A 13320-nucleotide genomic window follows, 5' to 3' on the forward strand; every position below is an offset into this window, starting at 1 on the left:
TCGGGTTCAGGAGCGCGGAAGAAGGTCAGCCGCCCCACGTTCGAGCAGCCGATGGGCAACAGACGACCCGATCTCGCGTGCTGCGGCGATCGGGTCTGCACCATCGGCAGAGTCCGCGCCGTTGCCCCTGCCGTTGGCTTGAATATACTCCTCGGCCGACCCCTCCGCCTCCACGGTTCCTGGACGCAGCGCCTCGGTGACGTCGATCCCGATGCGCCATCCGTCGTGCGGGGCGTAGACCACCGCGCGCACCCGGAGGTCGGCGCCGGAGAGCTCGGCGTGCGCCGCCATCGGCGCCTGGCACCCGGAGTCCAGCCCGGCCAGGACCGCTCGTTCCGCGGTCACCGCGATGCGGGTCGCCTCGTCGTCCAGCGCGGCGAGCGCCGCGAGCAGGTCGACCGGGGCGTCGGCCGTGGTCTCGACGGCGAGCGCGCCCTGACCGGGTGCGGTCGGCCACTCCGCGAGCCCCAGGCTCTCGACCTTCAGCGCGCCGATCGGGTCGCCCTCGAGCCGGCTGAGCCCGGCCGCCGCCAGGATCACGGCGTCGAGCTCGCCCGATGCCACCCGCTGCAGCCGCGAGTCGACATTGCCGCGCAGATCGACCGTGCGCAGACGCGGGTTGCGCACGTGCACCTGTGCGATCCGACGCGGGGATCCGGTGCCGATCGTGGATCCGGCCTTCAGCTCGTGCAGTGGCGTGCCGTCACGGGTGACGGCGACGTCGCGCGCGTCCGCCCGCGCCGGGATCGCCGCGATGACCAGTCCGTCCGGCACGGTCGTGGGCAGATCCTTCAGGGAGTGCACCAGCAGGTCGCACTCGCCGCGGAGGAGGGCGTCGCGCAGCGCCGTGGCGAACACGCCCTGGCCGCCGATCTCGCTCAGCGAGGCGCGGTTGGTGTCGCCCTCGCTCGTGATCGGCACGAGTTCGACGCGACGTCCAGACACCTGCTCCAAGGCCTGCGCGACCTGGCCGGACTGAGCCTGCGCGAGGGCGCTGCGGCGGGTGCCGAGCCGGAGCGCGCCAGCGGTCACTGCAGGACCTCGGCGATCTCGTCGAACCGCAGCCGGCGCCCCGTGTAGAACGGCACCTCCTCCTTCACGTACCGGCGGGCGTCGGTGTAGCGGAGATCTCGCATGAGGTCGACGAGCTCCGTGGGGTCGTCGGCCTCCAGCGGAAGCAGCCATTCGTAGTCGCCCAGCGCGAACGCCGCGACCGTGTTGGCGATGACCCCGCGGAACGCGGCGCCCTTGCGGCCGTGCTCGGCGAGCATGCGGCGACGCTCGTCCTCCTCGATGAGGTACCACTCGGGAGTGCGCACGAACGGGTACAGGCACAGCCAGCCCTTGGCGTCGACGCCGCGGAGGAATCCGGGGACGTGGGCGCGGTTGAACTCGGCGTCGCGGTGCACGCCCATGACGTTCCAGACCGGCAGCAGCGTGCGCAGCAGCTCGGTGCGGCGCAGGCGGCGCAGCGCCTTCTGCAGCTCCTCGGGACTCGGGCCGTGCAGCCACACCATCAGATCGGCGTCGGCCTTGAGGCCGGACACGTCGTAGAAGCCGCGGACGCTGATGCCGCCGTCCTCGATGTGACGGACGATGTCCTCCAGCTCGGTGGAGTCGGTCTCGAGCACGGGTGCGGCGGGGTCGCGTCGCCACACGGCCCAGAGCGTGTAGCCCTCGGGCGAGGCGTCGGAGTCGGCGGCGAGCACGGGCGTTTCTGCAGCTTCAGCCATGGATCCAGTCTGCCCCCTCCGCCTATGGACGGGTGACCGATGACGGATCCGGAGCCGGATCCGCGCGGCACGATCTGCACACGACGCGACGATCTGCACGCGATCGCGCCGGATCCGTGTGCGGATCGTCGCCGGATGTGCAGATCGTCGCGCGGGGAGAGGGGCGCCGAAGGCGCGCGCGGCTCAGCGGGCGATGCTGCGGGCGACCGCCCAGACCACGCCGCCGACGACGGCGGCGACACCGACCGCTGCGGCGACCGCGCCGACCGGGTTGCGCTGGGCGAAGAGGCGCGCCCTGCCCCCGGCCTTCTGCAGCTGACGAGGCACGTTGGTCTTGTCCTCGATCGCGAGCAGAGCGGCCTTCAGCTCGGCGCGCGCCGAGGCGACCGGGTCGACGATGCCCACAGGCACGGCCGTGCGCGGGATGTTCGGATCAGCGGCCATCGCCGGCCTCCTTCACGATGCGGACGTCGGTGGCCACGGCCTGCGCGGGGTTCTCCCGTCGCAGCACCCGGCGGAACTTCAGGATCCCGAGCAGCGCGAACACGAGCACGACGAGCAGCAGGATGCCGAACGTGATGATCGCGGAGAGCCACACCGGGAACCACGAGGAGAGCCCGGCGATCGAGAACACGAGCACGACCGGCACCGCCCAGAACAGGAAGAACAGGGCGACGAGGAACCAGACGCTGCCGATGCCCGCATCCTTCGAGGTGCGCGCGACCCAGGTCTTGGCCGCGTCGATCTCGGCCTTGACGAGGTTGCTGACGAGATCGGGGAGATCGCCGAGCAGCGTCAGCAGACTGTCGTCGGCGCGATCCCGGTAGTCCCTGACCATGTCAGGCTCCTGCGGCGGGCTTCTTCGGCCCGCTCCTGGGAGCCGACGTCGAGCGCGGCTTCTTCTCCGCCTCCGCGGCGGCGACGGTCTCCTCCGCGGCCTGCTTGACCTCCGCGGCGACCGACTTGCCGCTCGCGATGGTCGAGTCCACGCGCTGGCCCGGCGTGCCGTCGGAGGTCGCCGCCTTCACGATCTTGACGGCGCCGGTCCAGAGGGCCTGCGGCACGGCCGCGGCCTGGGTCTTCGCGAAGTCCTGCACCTTGTGCACCTGCGCCTGCACCGGGTCGAGGTTCCAGACCTTGAGCCATTGCTTCTTGATCTGCTCGTACCGTTCGCGCCCTGCACGGGTGCCCAGCACATAGCCGACGCCGAGTCCGACGACGAGTCCGATCTTCCCCTTCATGGGGTCCCCTCACGTTGTGGTCGGTCTATCCGGACCTCCAGCGTAACCCTGTATTCCGTTTTCGGCATCTAAAGGTCTTCGGCCGAACGAGAACCCTGTCACGGCGCGGCGCGCGCTCAGCCCCAGAGCAGCGCGTGCCGGATCCGCTCGGCCTCCGCTCTGGCGTGCGGGACGACCTGCGCCAGCCCCGTGCCGCTGAGCCACGCACCGGTCGCGGCGAGGCCCGGGGCGTCGGCGATCGCGGCGGCCGCGGCGCTCCGCCGCTCGGCCGCGCCCAGCACCGCGGAGGGCTGCGCCTGCACGAAGCGGGAGCGGTGACTGCCGCGGAGCTGCTCCGGACGCAGCTCGACGCCCAGCAGCGCGGACGCCTCGGCGAGCGCGAGCGCGGCGGCGGCCTCGTCGTCGAGCGCGGCGGTCGCCGGCTCCTCGCCCTGGGATCCGAAGGACACGCGCACGACGTGCCGCGAGCCCGCCCGCTCGCGCAGCCAGGCCCACTTCGCGGTGCTGTGCGTGAGCGCTTTCGCGGTGTGGCTGCCGGGCACCGTCAGCACGCCGGATCCGCGCGGCGCCGCGTCGAGCACCGGGGCGTCGAGCACGAGGGTGACGATCTCGATGCGCGGGGAGGATCCGGCGGCGACCGCTGCGAGCGCGGGGACGTGCGGGGCGAGCAGGCGCCGGGCCGTCGCCTCGTCGGCGGCCAGGATCACGGCGTCGAAGAGTTCGGGCTCGGCAGGACCACCGCCGGGCCCGGCACCATCCGCCACCTCGGCGGGCGCGGACTCGGCGACGCGCACGGTCCAGCCGTCGCCGTCCCGGTAGAGGGCCTCCACGGGCGCCGCCGTGCGCACCTCGGATCCCAGCAGCTCGATGCGCGCGACGAGCGCGTCCACGAGGCCCGCCATGCCGCCCTCGAGCCCCTGCACAGCGGCGCCCGGAGCACGCTCGGAGCCGCCGGTGAGCTCGGCCACCGCCCCGGAGAGGGATCCGGCACGGGTCAGCGCGGCGTTCAGCGCGGGGGCGGCGACGTCGACGTCGATGTCGTCGGGGTGCGCGGAGTACACGCCGGTGCTGACCGGCGCCACGAGCCGATCCCGCACGCGGGGACCCATGCGCTTGCGCACGAGGCGCCCCAGGCTGTGGTCGTGACCGATCGTGAGCGGCGGGCGCAGCCGGTCGAGCCAGGCGCGCCAGGTGCCGCGCCATCCGATCACGCGGCGCACGTCCTCGGCGAACGGATTGGCCGGGATGCCGAGCAGACCGCCCTTCGGCAGCGGCGCCGCGCCCGAGGGGATCCCCGCGACCCAGGCCCCGCCTGGCTGAGGCGTGCGCACCCGGTCGCCGAGGCCGAGGTCGTCGATGAGGGCGCGCACGTGTCCTCCGCGCACCGCGAAGCTCTCCGCGCCGGCGTCGAACACGAGCCCGTCGGCCTCCCCCGGCTGCACGGCTCCTCCGGCCCTGCCCTGCGCCTCGAACACGGTCGCGTGCGCGCCGATCGCGGCGACGGCCTCCGCCGCCACGAGACCGGCGATCCCGCCGCCGACCACGGCGACCCGCAGCCGCGCCGCACGCTCCGCCAGCTCCGGCGCGTGCGCCGCCTCGGGGGCGTCGGAGCCCGCCTTCGCGCCCGGATCGGTCATCGCGCGCCCTCGACCGCGGGCTCGACGCGCACGGCGTGCACGAGCTCCACGATGCGGGTGAGCACAGTCGGGTCGGTCTCGGGCGGAACCCCGTGACCGAGGTTCAGGATGTGCGCGCGGGCCGCGGCGCCGCGGCGCAGCACGTCGCGCACGTGCGCCTCGAGCACCGGCCAGGGCGCCGTCAGCAGGGCCGGGTCGATGTTGCCCTGCACGGTGACGTCGTCGCCGAGCACCGCCGCGGCCTCGTCCAGCGGCAGGCGCCAGTCGACGCCCACGGCGTCGGCACGGCCATCGAGGCGCATGTCGGCCAGGAACGGCCCGGTCCCGACGCCGAAGTGGATGACCGGGGCATCGACGCCGTCCACGGCGGCCGCCGAGTGCGGCGCCACGAAGGCGCGGTAGTCGGAGGGGCTCAACGAGCCCGCCCAGGAGTCGAACAGCTGCACGGCGCTCGCGCCGGCCGTGCGCTGCGCCGCGAGGAACGTCCGCGAGACCTCGGCGAGCCAGCCCGCGAGGCGGTTCCAGGACTCCGGATCCGTATGCATCATGGCGCGTGCGCGCAGGTGCTCCTTGGACGGACCTCCCTCGACGAGGTACGCGGCCAGGGTGAACGGCGCTCCGGCGAAGCCGATCAGCGGCGTGCGGTCGCCGAGCTCTGCCACCACGAGGCGCACGGCCTCCTGGATCTGCGTCGTGTCGAGGGATGCGGGGTCGATCGCGGTGATGCGGGCGACGTCGGCGGCCGAGCGCACGGGATCGGCGAACACGGGTCCGCGGCCCGGCTCGATCTCGACCTCGACGCCCGCAAGCCGCAGCGGCACCACGATGTCGCTGAAGAAGATGCCGGCGTCCACGCCATGCCGGCGCACGGGCTGCAGCGTGATCTCCGCAGCGAGGTCGGGCGTCAGGCAGGCGTCCAGCATGCGGGTGCCGACGCGCAGGTCGCGGTACTCGGGCAGCGAGCGGCCCGCCTGCCGCATGAACCACACCGGGGTCGTCTCGGGGCGGGTTCCGGAAAGAGCGCGCAGCAGCGGGGCGTCGTCGAGGGGCATGGATCCATTCTCCCCGACGCCTGCTTAGCGGCCGATGGGGATCCGGCGTCGCCCGCGCGAATCCGCCTCGTGCCACAGAGGCGGCGACGATCACCGGGCGCACGAGTGCCCTCGCGGCGGCTGGCGCGCCGCAGGGCCAGGCGGCAGAATGCTGGGCAGGGATCCGCCGTCCCCGGTCGCGACGATGGCGCACCGCGCACCACCCGAGAGAGCAGACCGTTGGACGCAGCGACTCCGCCCGTGACGTCGGCCCCCGGAGGCCACGGACTCCCCGGCCTCCGCTTCGGCGCCTCCGGCCCGCGCTCCGGCGGCCACGGCCTCCCCGCGCCTCGGTTCGGCGGCGGCCCGGGCGCGGCGCCGGTCCCGCGTCCGACGGCCGGCGCCGCCGCGCGCCCTCCGATGTCCCGCCGCCGGCGCGGCTGGCTGTGGGCCGTCACCGTCGTCGCGGCGGTCGCGGTCACGATCGGGGGCGCATCGATCACCGGAGTCGCCGTGCTCACGGCGATCGCGCAGGGCTCCCCGTACGGTTCGGAGGCCACCGGGGACGGCTCCTCGACGGGCGCCGACGCGTGGGAGGACGACGTGACCACGCGGCTGAGCACCGCGATGCAGCAGAACGACCGCGCGGCGTTCGTCGCAGCGGGCGACGGGCGCGTCGCGCAGCATCTGGCGGCGATCTGGGACGAGACCAAGAAGCTGGGCTGGACGCTCGGCGTGGCCGAGTCGACGGACGCGACCGGATCCGTGCAGCTCGCGTTCAACATGCAGCTCGGCGGCTTCCACGCGGTCGCCGCCGACGACGGGACCGGCCTCGGCGGGGAGCTGCTGGCGACCTTCGTGTACGACGCGACGATCACGGGCACGGGTCCGCACTCGAAGCTCACGACGCTGGACGCGGTGGCGGACATGCCCTGGGATCGCGGCGAGCAGATCGCGGTCGCACGCGGGGAGCACGTCGCGTTGTTCGCCGACGCCGACGAGGCCGCCCTCGCCGAGGACCGCATCCCCGAGGCCGAGGCCGCGGCGGAGGACGTGCTCGCGCGTCCCGAGTGGGCGGGATCCACGGCGCGGCTCGACGGCTTCGTGACCTACGTGACCGAGGACGACCAGGACTTCCATGCGGCGTACGGCCCGGACATGGCCGACGGCGTCGCGGGATTCTGCCTGTTCGACTACCGGCCGACCCGGTGGACCGCGGAACAGGTGCCCGGCCTCGCCAGCGGCCCCTACCCGGGCGGCGGGCTCGCGGTCCTGGGGCCGGACGGGCTGCTCGATGAGGACGGCTACGTCTTCGCGCACGAGTTCGCTCACTATCTGCAGAACGCGTACGCGCCGGCACCGCTCACCGCCGACGGCGCGAAGGGCGACGACCGCGCCTTCTCCGAGGGCTACGCGGAGGCGGTGGCGGCCGACTACGCCGACGCCTCGGCCGAGCTCTTCACGACCCGCGAGGTGCGGCGCACGGTGCTCGACGGGGACGTGGCGGACGCGGTCTCCGCGGCGGCGTTCGACGACTCCGCCCGCGTCGACACGGCCTATCTGACGGCCGGATCGTACTTCTACTTCCTCGACCAGCAGCACGCCGACTACCGCGCCCTGCTGACGACGGACGGCTCGACCCCGTTCGTCACGGAGGTCGACGCGGTCATGCCGCCCGGGCTCCGCATCGCGGACTGGCAGACCTGGATGGCGTCGCAGTAGCGACGACCGACAGGATCCCCGCCGGCCGTGTGCGGGATCCGGATGAGGCTCCGCTCCTCGGATGATCGGGCATCCAGCATCCGCAAAGGGCTCAGCGCGTAAACTCTCAGGGTGCTGCTCTGCGTCACGGCCAATCACAAGACGGCCCCCTTCGACCTCCTCGAACGACTCAGTCGCACCCCGGATGACCTGGCGGGATCCCTCTCCGAAGGATCCCGGGGCGCCGTCGTGCTGGCGACCTGCAACCGCTTCGAGGCCTATGTCGACGTCGACGGCGCGGCGGACGAGCACGACGTCGAGCGGATCCTGAGCACGGTGTCGGAGCGCAGCGGGATCCCCGCGGACACGCTCACCGCATCGTCCTCCGTGCACTCCGGCCCCCGGGTCGTCGAGCATCTCTTCTCGGTGGCGTCCGGGCTCGAGTCGGTCGTGTCGGGCGAGGGCGAGATCGCCGGACAGGTGCGCCGCGCGCTGACCTCCGCGCGCAAGCACGGCACCACCTCCCCCGAGCTGGAGCGGCTGTTCCAGCGCGCGAGCGAGGCGCAGCGCAAGGTCAAGAACGACACCGCCCTCGGCCGCGCCGGCCGCTCGCTGGTGCGCCTGGCCCTCGAGCTGGCGGACAGCCGCATCGCCGACTGGAGCGCCGCCCGGGTGCTGCTCGTCGGCACCGGCGCCTACGCCGCCGTGACCCTGGCGACGCTGCGCGAGCGCGGAGCGCACGACATCAGCGTGCACTCCCCCTCGGGCCGCGGCGCCGCGTTCGCCGCGAAGCACGGCATCCGCGCCCTGCCCAAGGCCGAGTACGCGCGCGCCGCCGCGCACGCCACGATCATCATCACCTGCACGAGCGCGGAGCAGCCCGTGCTCGACGCCGCGATCCTGCGGCAGGGCCGCGGTCCGGCGCTCGCCGCGCTGCCCACGCCGGATGCCGCGGTGGACTGCCCCGTCCCCGGCCACGGCTTCTCGGCCGGCGCGACGCCGTCGCAGCTGATCGTCGATCTCGGCATGCCCCGCAACGTCTCCCCCGACGTCGCCGAGGTCCCCGGCGTCGCCCTGCTCGATCTCGAGACCATCCGTCTGCACGCGCCGCTCGAGGAGCTGCAGGCCACCGACGCCGCACGATCGATCGTGCGCGCGGCCGCCGCGACCTTCCACGAGGTCGGCGCCCGCGAGAGCGTCACTCCGGCGGTCGTCGCCCTCCGCGGGCACATCTTCGATCTGCTCGAGGCGGAGATCGAGCGCGCGCGGCGGCGCGGCGACGACGGCGGGCAGGTCGAGCAGGCGATGCGCCACCTCGCCGGCGTGCTGCTGCACACCCCGACGAGCCGCGCGCACGAGCTCGCCGCGCAGGGCCGCGGCTCCGAGTTCATCGCCGCGGTCGAGACCCTCTACGGCCTGACCGCCGCACCCGCCGCCGAGCAGGACGACGCCGCCACGGCCTGAGCCGCCCGGCCCTCACCGCGGTTAGCCTGGGACGGTGAGCGACGCGACAGACGAAGGACCGTTCTTCCACGGCACCAAGGCGGATCTGCGACCGGGCGACCTCCTGACGGCGGGTTTCCGCTCGAACTACCGGCCCGAGATCGTGATGAACCACATCTACTTCACCGCGCTGCGCGACGGAGCCGGCCTCGCGGCGGAGCTGGCCGCGGGCGATGCAGCGCCCCGCGTGTACCTGGTCGAGCCGACCGGGCCGTTCGAGGACGATCCGAACGTCACCGACAAGAAGTTCCCCGGCAATCCGACGCGTTCGTACCGCAGCACCGAGCCGCTGCGCGTGGTCGCCGAGGTCGACGACTGGACGCGGCTGACGCCGGAGGCGCTGCAGGAGTGGCGCGATCGCCTCGCCGCCGTCCTCGAAGACGAGCGCGGCGAGATCATCAACTGACCGCGACGATCAGCACCGCGACGGGTGTTCCGCCGGTGCGCCGCGAGCGTGCTCAGAGACCCGCGGCTCTCAGAGCGGCCGCGACGTGCAGCGCGGTCGTGGGGAACACCGGCACCGGTGCATCCTCCTGTGCGATGAGGAGCTCGATCTCGGTGCACCCGAGGATGATGCCCTCGGCGCCCGCGTCGACCAGCCTCGCGATGACGTCGCGGTACTTCTGGCGCGACTCCTCGGCGACGACGCCCTGCACGAGCTCGTCGTAGATGACGCCGTGCACGGTCGCCCGATCCTCCGCGTCGGGGATCAGCGTGGTGATCCCGTGCACGGCGAGGCGGTCGCGATAGAAGGCCTGCTCCATCGTGAACGCCGTTCCGAGCAGGCCGACCGTCCGCAGCCGCGCGGCGCGGATCGCTTCCGCCGTCGTGTCCGCGATGTGCAGGAACGGCACGCTGATCGCGTCGGTGATCCGATCGGCGACCAGGTGCATCGTGTTCGTGCACAGGACCACGAGCCCCGCACCGGCGGCCTCGAGGCCTTTCGCGTGGGCGGCCAGAACGGCTCCCGCGGCCTCCCAGTCTCCGGCAGCCTGCATCGCTTCGATGTCGGCGAAGTCCAGCGAGTCCAGCAGGATCGGAGCAGAGTGGAAGCCGCCGAGCTCCGCCCTCACCATTTCGTTGGCGAGCCGATACCAGTCCAGCGATGATTCCCAGCTCATGCCTCCGAGGACGCCGATCGTCTGCATGCCTTCACGCTACTGGCGGATCCGAGGACACGTCGCCTCCGGATCCGTCCTCGGATCCGCCGTCGAGGTACGCCGTGAGCGCCTCCAGCAGCTGGGTCCATCCCGGCTCGAGGCCCGCGATGGCCTCTGCGGCGCCCTCCCGGACGCCCGTCGCCTCGATGCGCAGTGCGACGACGGTCTCCGCGTCCGTGCCGGTCAGCTCGACCGTGTGCACGGCGTCGAACAGCGCCTCCCCGTCCTCGTCGACCGGGGCGAGCGCGAACACCAGGCGCCGGCCGCGGTCGGCCTCGAGCACGCGGCCGGCCGAACGGTAGACCGCCCCGCCCGGCTCGCCGAGCGCGAAGCGGATGGGCGAGCCCTCCTCCGCGCCGAGGACGAGCTCGTGCACGTCGAAGTGCGGCGGCGCCCACCACCGGCCCGCGATCCGCGGGTCCGTCCAGGCACGCCACACCGCCTCCGCGGGGGCCGCGACGACGGCGCGGAGCGATACGACGCGGGAGCGGCCCGGCTCCCCCGCCTCGCGGGCGATCGCCTGCTCGTACGCCTGCAGCGCGTCGGCATCGGGATCCGGCTGTGCCCACCCGCCGAGGTGCGCGGCGAGCGCCGCGAACGCGGGACGGTCCAGACTCGCCACCCGGCGACGCCCCAGCTTGTGGACGCGGATCAGCCCGGCCGCCTCGAGCGCCTGGAGGTGCTTGGTGGTCTGCGGCTGCAGCGCGCCGATGGCATCGGCGACGCCGCCGACGGTGCTCGCGCTCTCTGCGAGCACCTCGAGGATCCGGTACCTGGTCGGCTCGCCCATCGCTGCGAACGCGCGCTGCGGGGCGGGGGATCCGGCTCCGGGAGTGTCGTCCGCCCCGGCCCCGGGCACGGGCGACGACGACGCCGCGGTCATTCGGCGGCGACGAGGGCGGCGAGGTTGTCGAGCTCGTTCGCCCGGCCCGCGAGCAGACGCTGCGTCCAGACCTCGTCGTGCAGGGGCTCCACGCGCATGACGACCCGCGTGCCGCCGTCGTCGGCCGGGTGCAGCTCGACCTCGGTGAGCTGCTCGTACTCGTCGTGGCCGGGCACGAAGTCGATGATCGAGGCATAGGCGAGCCGCGTGGGCTCCTCGATCTCGGTGAAGCGCTTGCGCGACGCCGTCGAGAGCGGCATCCCGTTCTGCTCCATGAAGGCCACCTGCTCCGGGGCGACCGCCGTCATCGTGTACTCGAGCGCGCCGCCGGGGCGCAGGTCGAGGGCGGTTACGTCGGTGCGGAAGCCGTCTGGTGCCCACCAGCGCGAGATGCCCTCGGGGGTGGTCCAGAGCTCCCAGATGCGCTGAGGGGTGGCGGGGACGGTGCGTTCGATGATCTCGTTCATGAGTTCATAATGCATTCGTCTAGACGAATATGTCAAGGGTTTTCTCGTTCCGGATCCGCGCGCGGTGCGAGACTGGATCCATGGCCCTTCACATCACCGGAGACACCGCCGCCGACACCCTGCTCACCGACAACCCGCTCGCACTGCTCGTGGGCATGCTGCTGGATCAGCAGGTCGCGATGGAGACGGCCTTCGCCGGTCCGCTCAAGATCGAGCAGCGCACCGGCGCGGCCGATGCCGCGACGATCGCGTCCTACGACCCGGAGGAGTTCCTCGCGGCGTTCCGGCAGACGCCGTCGGTGCACCGCTTCCCCGGCTCCATGGCGGCGCGCGTGCAGACGCTCTGCCAGAAGCTCGTCGACGACTGGGACGGCGATGCGGCCGCCCTGTGGACCCGGGGCGATCCGGACGGCGCCGAGGTGCTGCGGCGCCTCAAGACCCTCCCCGGCTTCGGCGAGCAGAAGGCGAAGATCTTCCTCGCGCTCCTCGGCAAGCAGTACGGCTTCACCGGCGAGGGCTGGCGCGAGGCCTCGGCACCGTACGGCGAGGACGGATCCTTCCGCTCGGTCGCCGACATCGTCTCGCCGGAGTCGCTCGCGAAGGTCCGCGAGCACAAGCGCGCCATGAAGGCCGCCGCCAGAGCGACGGCCTGAGCGCTCACATCATGACCATGTCGCCGTCGTGGGCGCGGTACTCCTCGGTCGCCGGGATCACCGGCTCCGACTCGGTGCCGGTGCGATAGCCGCGCACGGCCGCGAGCACGGGCTCCGGCCCCTCCAGCTCGATCTCGACGCCCCGCACGGTGCGGCCGGGGAAGGCGTGCAGCCGGCGTACGCCCACCGTGCCCCCCGCGCAGACCTGGACGCCGTCGTCGAGCACACGATGGCCCGAGATCCGCTGCGCCTCCTCGAGCGCCTCCTCGAGCTCGAGATGGTCGACCTCGACGGCCCCGCCGAAGTCGGCGCGCCAGCGGCCTCCGCCGAGCGGCACGAGCACCGCCTCGAGGGGCGTGCCGAAGCGGCGCTCCCGCTCGGCCGCGTACTCGGCGAGCCGGGCGAGGTCCGCCGGATCGATGAGACCGTCGCGGTTCGGGGGCACGTTCAGCAGCAGGTTGGCGCCGAGGCCGAGCGAGCGGTAGTGGATGCCGAGCAGGTGCTCGAGGCTCTTCGGCTCGTCGCCGGGCTGCCAGAACCAGCCGTGCCGCAGCGAGACGTCGCACTCCGGCGGCAGGTAGCGTGCCTCGCCGAAGCCGAGCACGGCGTCGGTGTGCACGTCGTTCGGCGTCACGTCGACGACGTACTCCACCGGGTCGGCGGCGAGGCCGTCCTCGTTGCCGACCCACCGGATGTCGGGGTCGCCCATGTTGAAGATCACGGCATCGGGCTGGTGCCGGCGGACGATGCTCGTGATCCGCTCCCAGTCGTAGACGCGACCGGCGGATCCCGCACCGTCGAACCACACCTCGACGAGGTCGCCGTACTGCGTGACGAGCTCGGTGAGCTGAGCGCAGTAGACGTCGTCGTAGGCCTGCGGATCCGGATAGCGCGGGTCGTGGCGGTCCCAGGGCGAGAGATACAGGCCGAGTCCCATCCCGCTCTCGGCGCAGGCGTCGGCCAGCTCGCGGACCACGTCGCCATGCCCGCCCCGCCACGGGCTGGAGGCGACCGAGTAATCGGTCGTCGCCGTCGGCCAGAGGCAGAAGCCGTCGTGGTGCTTCGCGGTGAGCACCACGTACGCCGCGCCCGCGGTGCGCGCCGCGGCCACCCACTGCCGGGCGTCCAGCCGCGCCGGGTCGAATCCGGAGGCGGGCAGGGTGCCGTCGCTCCACTCGACCCCGAAGAACGTGTTGAGCCCGAAGTGCAGGAACACGCCCGTGCCGGCGCGCTGCCACCGCAGCTGGGCGGGCGTGGGGCGCAGCGCCGCGGTCTGCGCGGAGATGGTGGTCACGAGCGTTCAGCCTAGGG

15 protein-coding genes are annotated in these 13320 nt (G+C 73.2%); 4 read left to right on the forward strand and 11 right to left on the reverse strand.

Annotated elements, in window-relative coordinates:
- Positions 1–6: 6 nt before the first annotated feature.
- From hemC to hemE, 7 genes are all read right to left on the reverse strand, one after another.
- Positions 7–1032 carry a hydroxymethylbilane synthase gene (hemC, locus tag NFX31_RS15355; protein WP_045251003.1) on the reverse strand — a complete coding sequence of 342 codons (1026 nt, stop codon included), beginning with the start codon at positions 1030–1032 and terminating at the stop codon, positions 7–9.
- Positions 1029–1733, reverse strand: coding sequence for a hydrogen peroxide-dependent heme synthase (gene hemQ / locus NFX31_RS15360; protein ID WP_045251004.1), 705 nt, complete (start codon positions 1731–1733; stop codon positions 1029–1031). Before hemQ ends, hemC begins: the two co-directional genes overlap by 4 nt.
- 183 nt (positions 1734–1916) lie before the next feature.
- Complete coding sequence (locus NFX31_RS15365; RefSeq protein ID WP_045251005.1) at positions 1917–2177, reverse strand: hypothetical protein; 261 nt, start codon at positions 2175–2177, stop codon at positions 1917–1919.
- Positions 2167–2571, reverse strand: coding sequence for a phage holin family protein (locus NFX31_RS15370; protein WP_045251006.1), 405 nt, complete (start codon positions 2569–2571; stop codon positions 2167–2169). The genes NFX31_RS15365 and NFX31_RS15370 overlap by 11 nt, the downstream gene beginning before the upstream one ends.
- Position 2572: 1 nt before the next feature.
- A complete protein-coding gene (locus NFX31_RS15375) occupies positions 2573–2974 on the reverse strand; it encodes a hypothetical protein (RefSeq protein WP_045251007.1) in 402 nt (133 codons plus the stop codon).
- Positions 2975–3090: 116 nt separating this feature from the next.
- Positions 3091–4611, reverse strand: a complete 1521-nt coding sequence (locus NFX31_RS15380; RefSeq protein ID WP_262956129.1) for a protoporphyrinogen/coproporphyrinogen oxidase — start codon at positions 4609–4611, stop codon at positions 3091–3093.
- Positions 4608–5663: a uroporphyrinogen decarboxylase gene (gene hemE, locus NFX31_RS15385; RefSeq protein WP_262956130.1), complete on the reverse strand. Its 1056-nt coding sequence runs from the start codon at positions 5661–5663 to the stop codon at positions 4608–4610. Before hemE ends, NFX31_RS15380 begins: the two co-directional genes overlap by 4 nt.
- 240 nt (positions 5664–5903) lie before the next feature.
- On the opposite strand from hemE, the gene NFX31_RS15390 reads away from it, so the two are divergent.
- The 3 genes from NFX31_RS15390 (at position 5904) to arr (ending at position 9252) form a co-directional block, all read left to right on the forward strand.
- Positions 5904–7364 carry a hypothetical protein gene (locus NFX31_RS15390; RefSeq protein ID WP_262956131.1) on the forward strand — a complete coding sequence of 487 codons (1461 nt, stop codon included), beginning with the start codon at positions 5904–5906 and terminating at the stop codon, positions 7362–7364.
- Between the two features lie 111 nt (positions 7365–7475).
- On the forward strand, positions 7476–8807 hold the full coding sequence (locus tag NFX31_RS15395; protein WP_045248988.1) for a glutamyl-tRNA reductase: 1332 nt from the start codon (positions 7476–7478) through the stop codon (positions 8805–8807).
- Between the two features lie 34 nt (positions 8808–8841).
- Positions 8842–9252 carry an NAD(+)--rifampin ADP-ribosyltransferase gene (gene arr, locus NFX31_RS15400; RefSeq protein ID WP_262956132.1) on the forward strand — a complete coding sequence of 137 codons (411 nt, stop codon included), beginning with the start codon at positions 8842–8844 and terminating at the stop codon, positions 9250–9252.
- Between the two features lie 52 nt (positions 9253–9304).
- Here arr and NFX31_RS15405 read toward each other — a convergent pair whose 3' ends face one another.
- The 3 genes from NFX31_RS15405 to NFX31_RS15415 are packed head-to-tail and all read right to left on the reverse strand — an operon-like array spanning position 9305 to position 11356.
- Positions 9305–9994 carry an aspartate/glutamate racemase family protein gene (locus NFX31_RS15405; protein ID WP_262956133.1) on the reverse strand — a complete coding sequence of 230 codons (690 nt, stop codon included), beginning with the start codon at positions 9992–9994 and terminating at the stop codon, positions 9305–9307.
- 4 nt (positions 9995–9998) lie between these two features.
- A complete protein-coding gene (locus NFX31_RS15410) occupies positions 9999–10889 on the reverse strand; it encodes a metalloregulator ArsR/SmtB family transcription factor (protein ID WP_082071918.1) in 891 nt (296 codons plus the stop codon).
- On the reverse strand, positions 10886–11356 hold the full coding sequence (locus tag NFX31_RS15415; protein ID WP_052674106.1) for an SRPBCC family protein: 471 nt from the start codon (positions 11354–11356) through the stop codon (positions 10886–10888). Before NFX31_RS15415 ends, NFX31_RS15410 begins: the two co-directional genes overlap by 4 nt.
- Positions 11357–11436: 80 nt before the next feature.
- On the opposite strand from NFX31_RS15415, the gene NFX31_RS15420 reads away from it, so the two are divergent.
- The gene (locus NFX31_RS15420; RefSeq protein WP_045248984.1) at positions 11437–12009 is read left to right on the forward strand and encodes an HhH-GPD-type base excision DNA repair protein; all 573 of its coding nucleotides are present in this window, start codon (positions 11437–11439) and stop codon (positions 12007–12009) included.
- Positions 12010–12013: 4 nt separating this feature from the next.
- On the opposite strand, the gene NFX31_RS15425 is transcribed toward NFX31_RS15420, so the two are convergent.
- Complete coding sequence (locus NFX31_RS15425) at positions 12014–13303, reverse strand: alpha-L-fucosidase (RefSeq protein ID WP_262956134.1); 1290 nt, start codon at positions 13301–13303, stop codon at positions 12014–12016.
- Positions 13304–13320 lie beyond the last annotated feature (17 nt).

The organism is Microbacterium azadirachtae (genome assembly GCF_025583665.1).
Lineage (GTDB): Bacteria > Actinomycetota > Actinomycetes > Actinomycetales > Microbacteriaceae > Microbacterium > Microbacterium azadirachtae.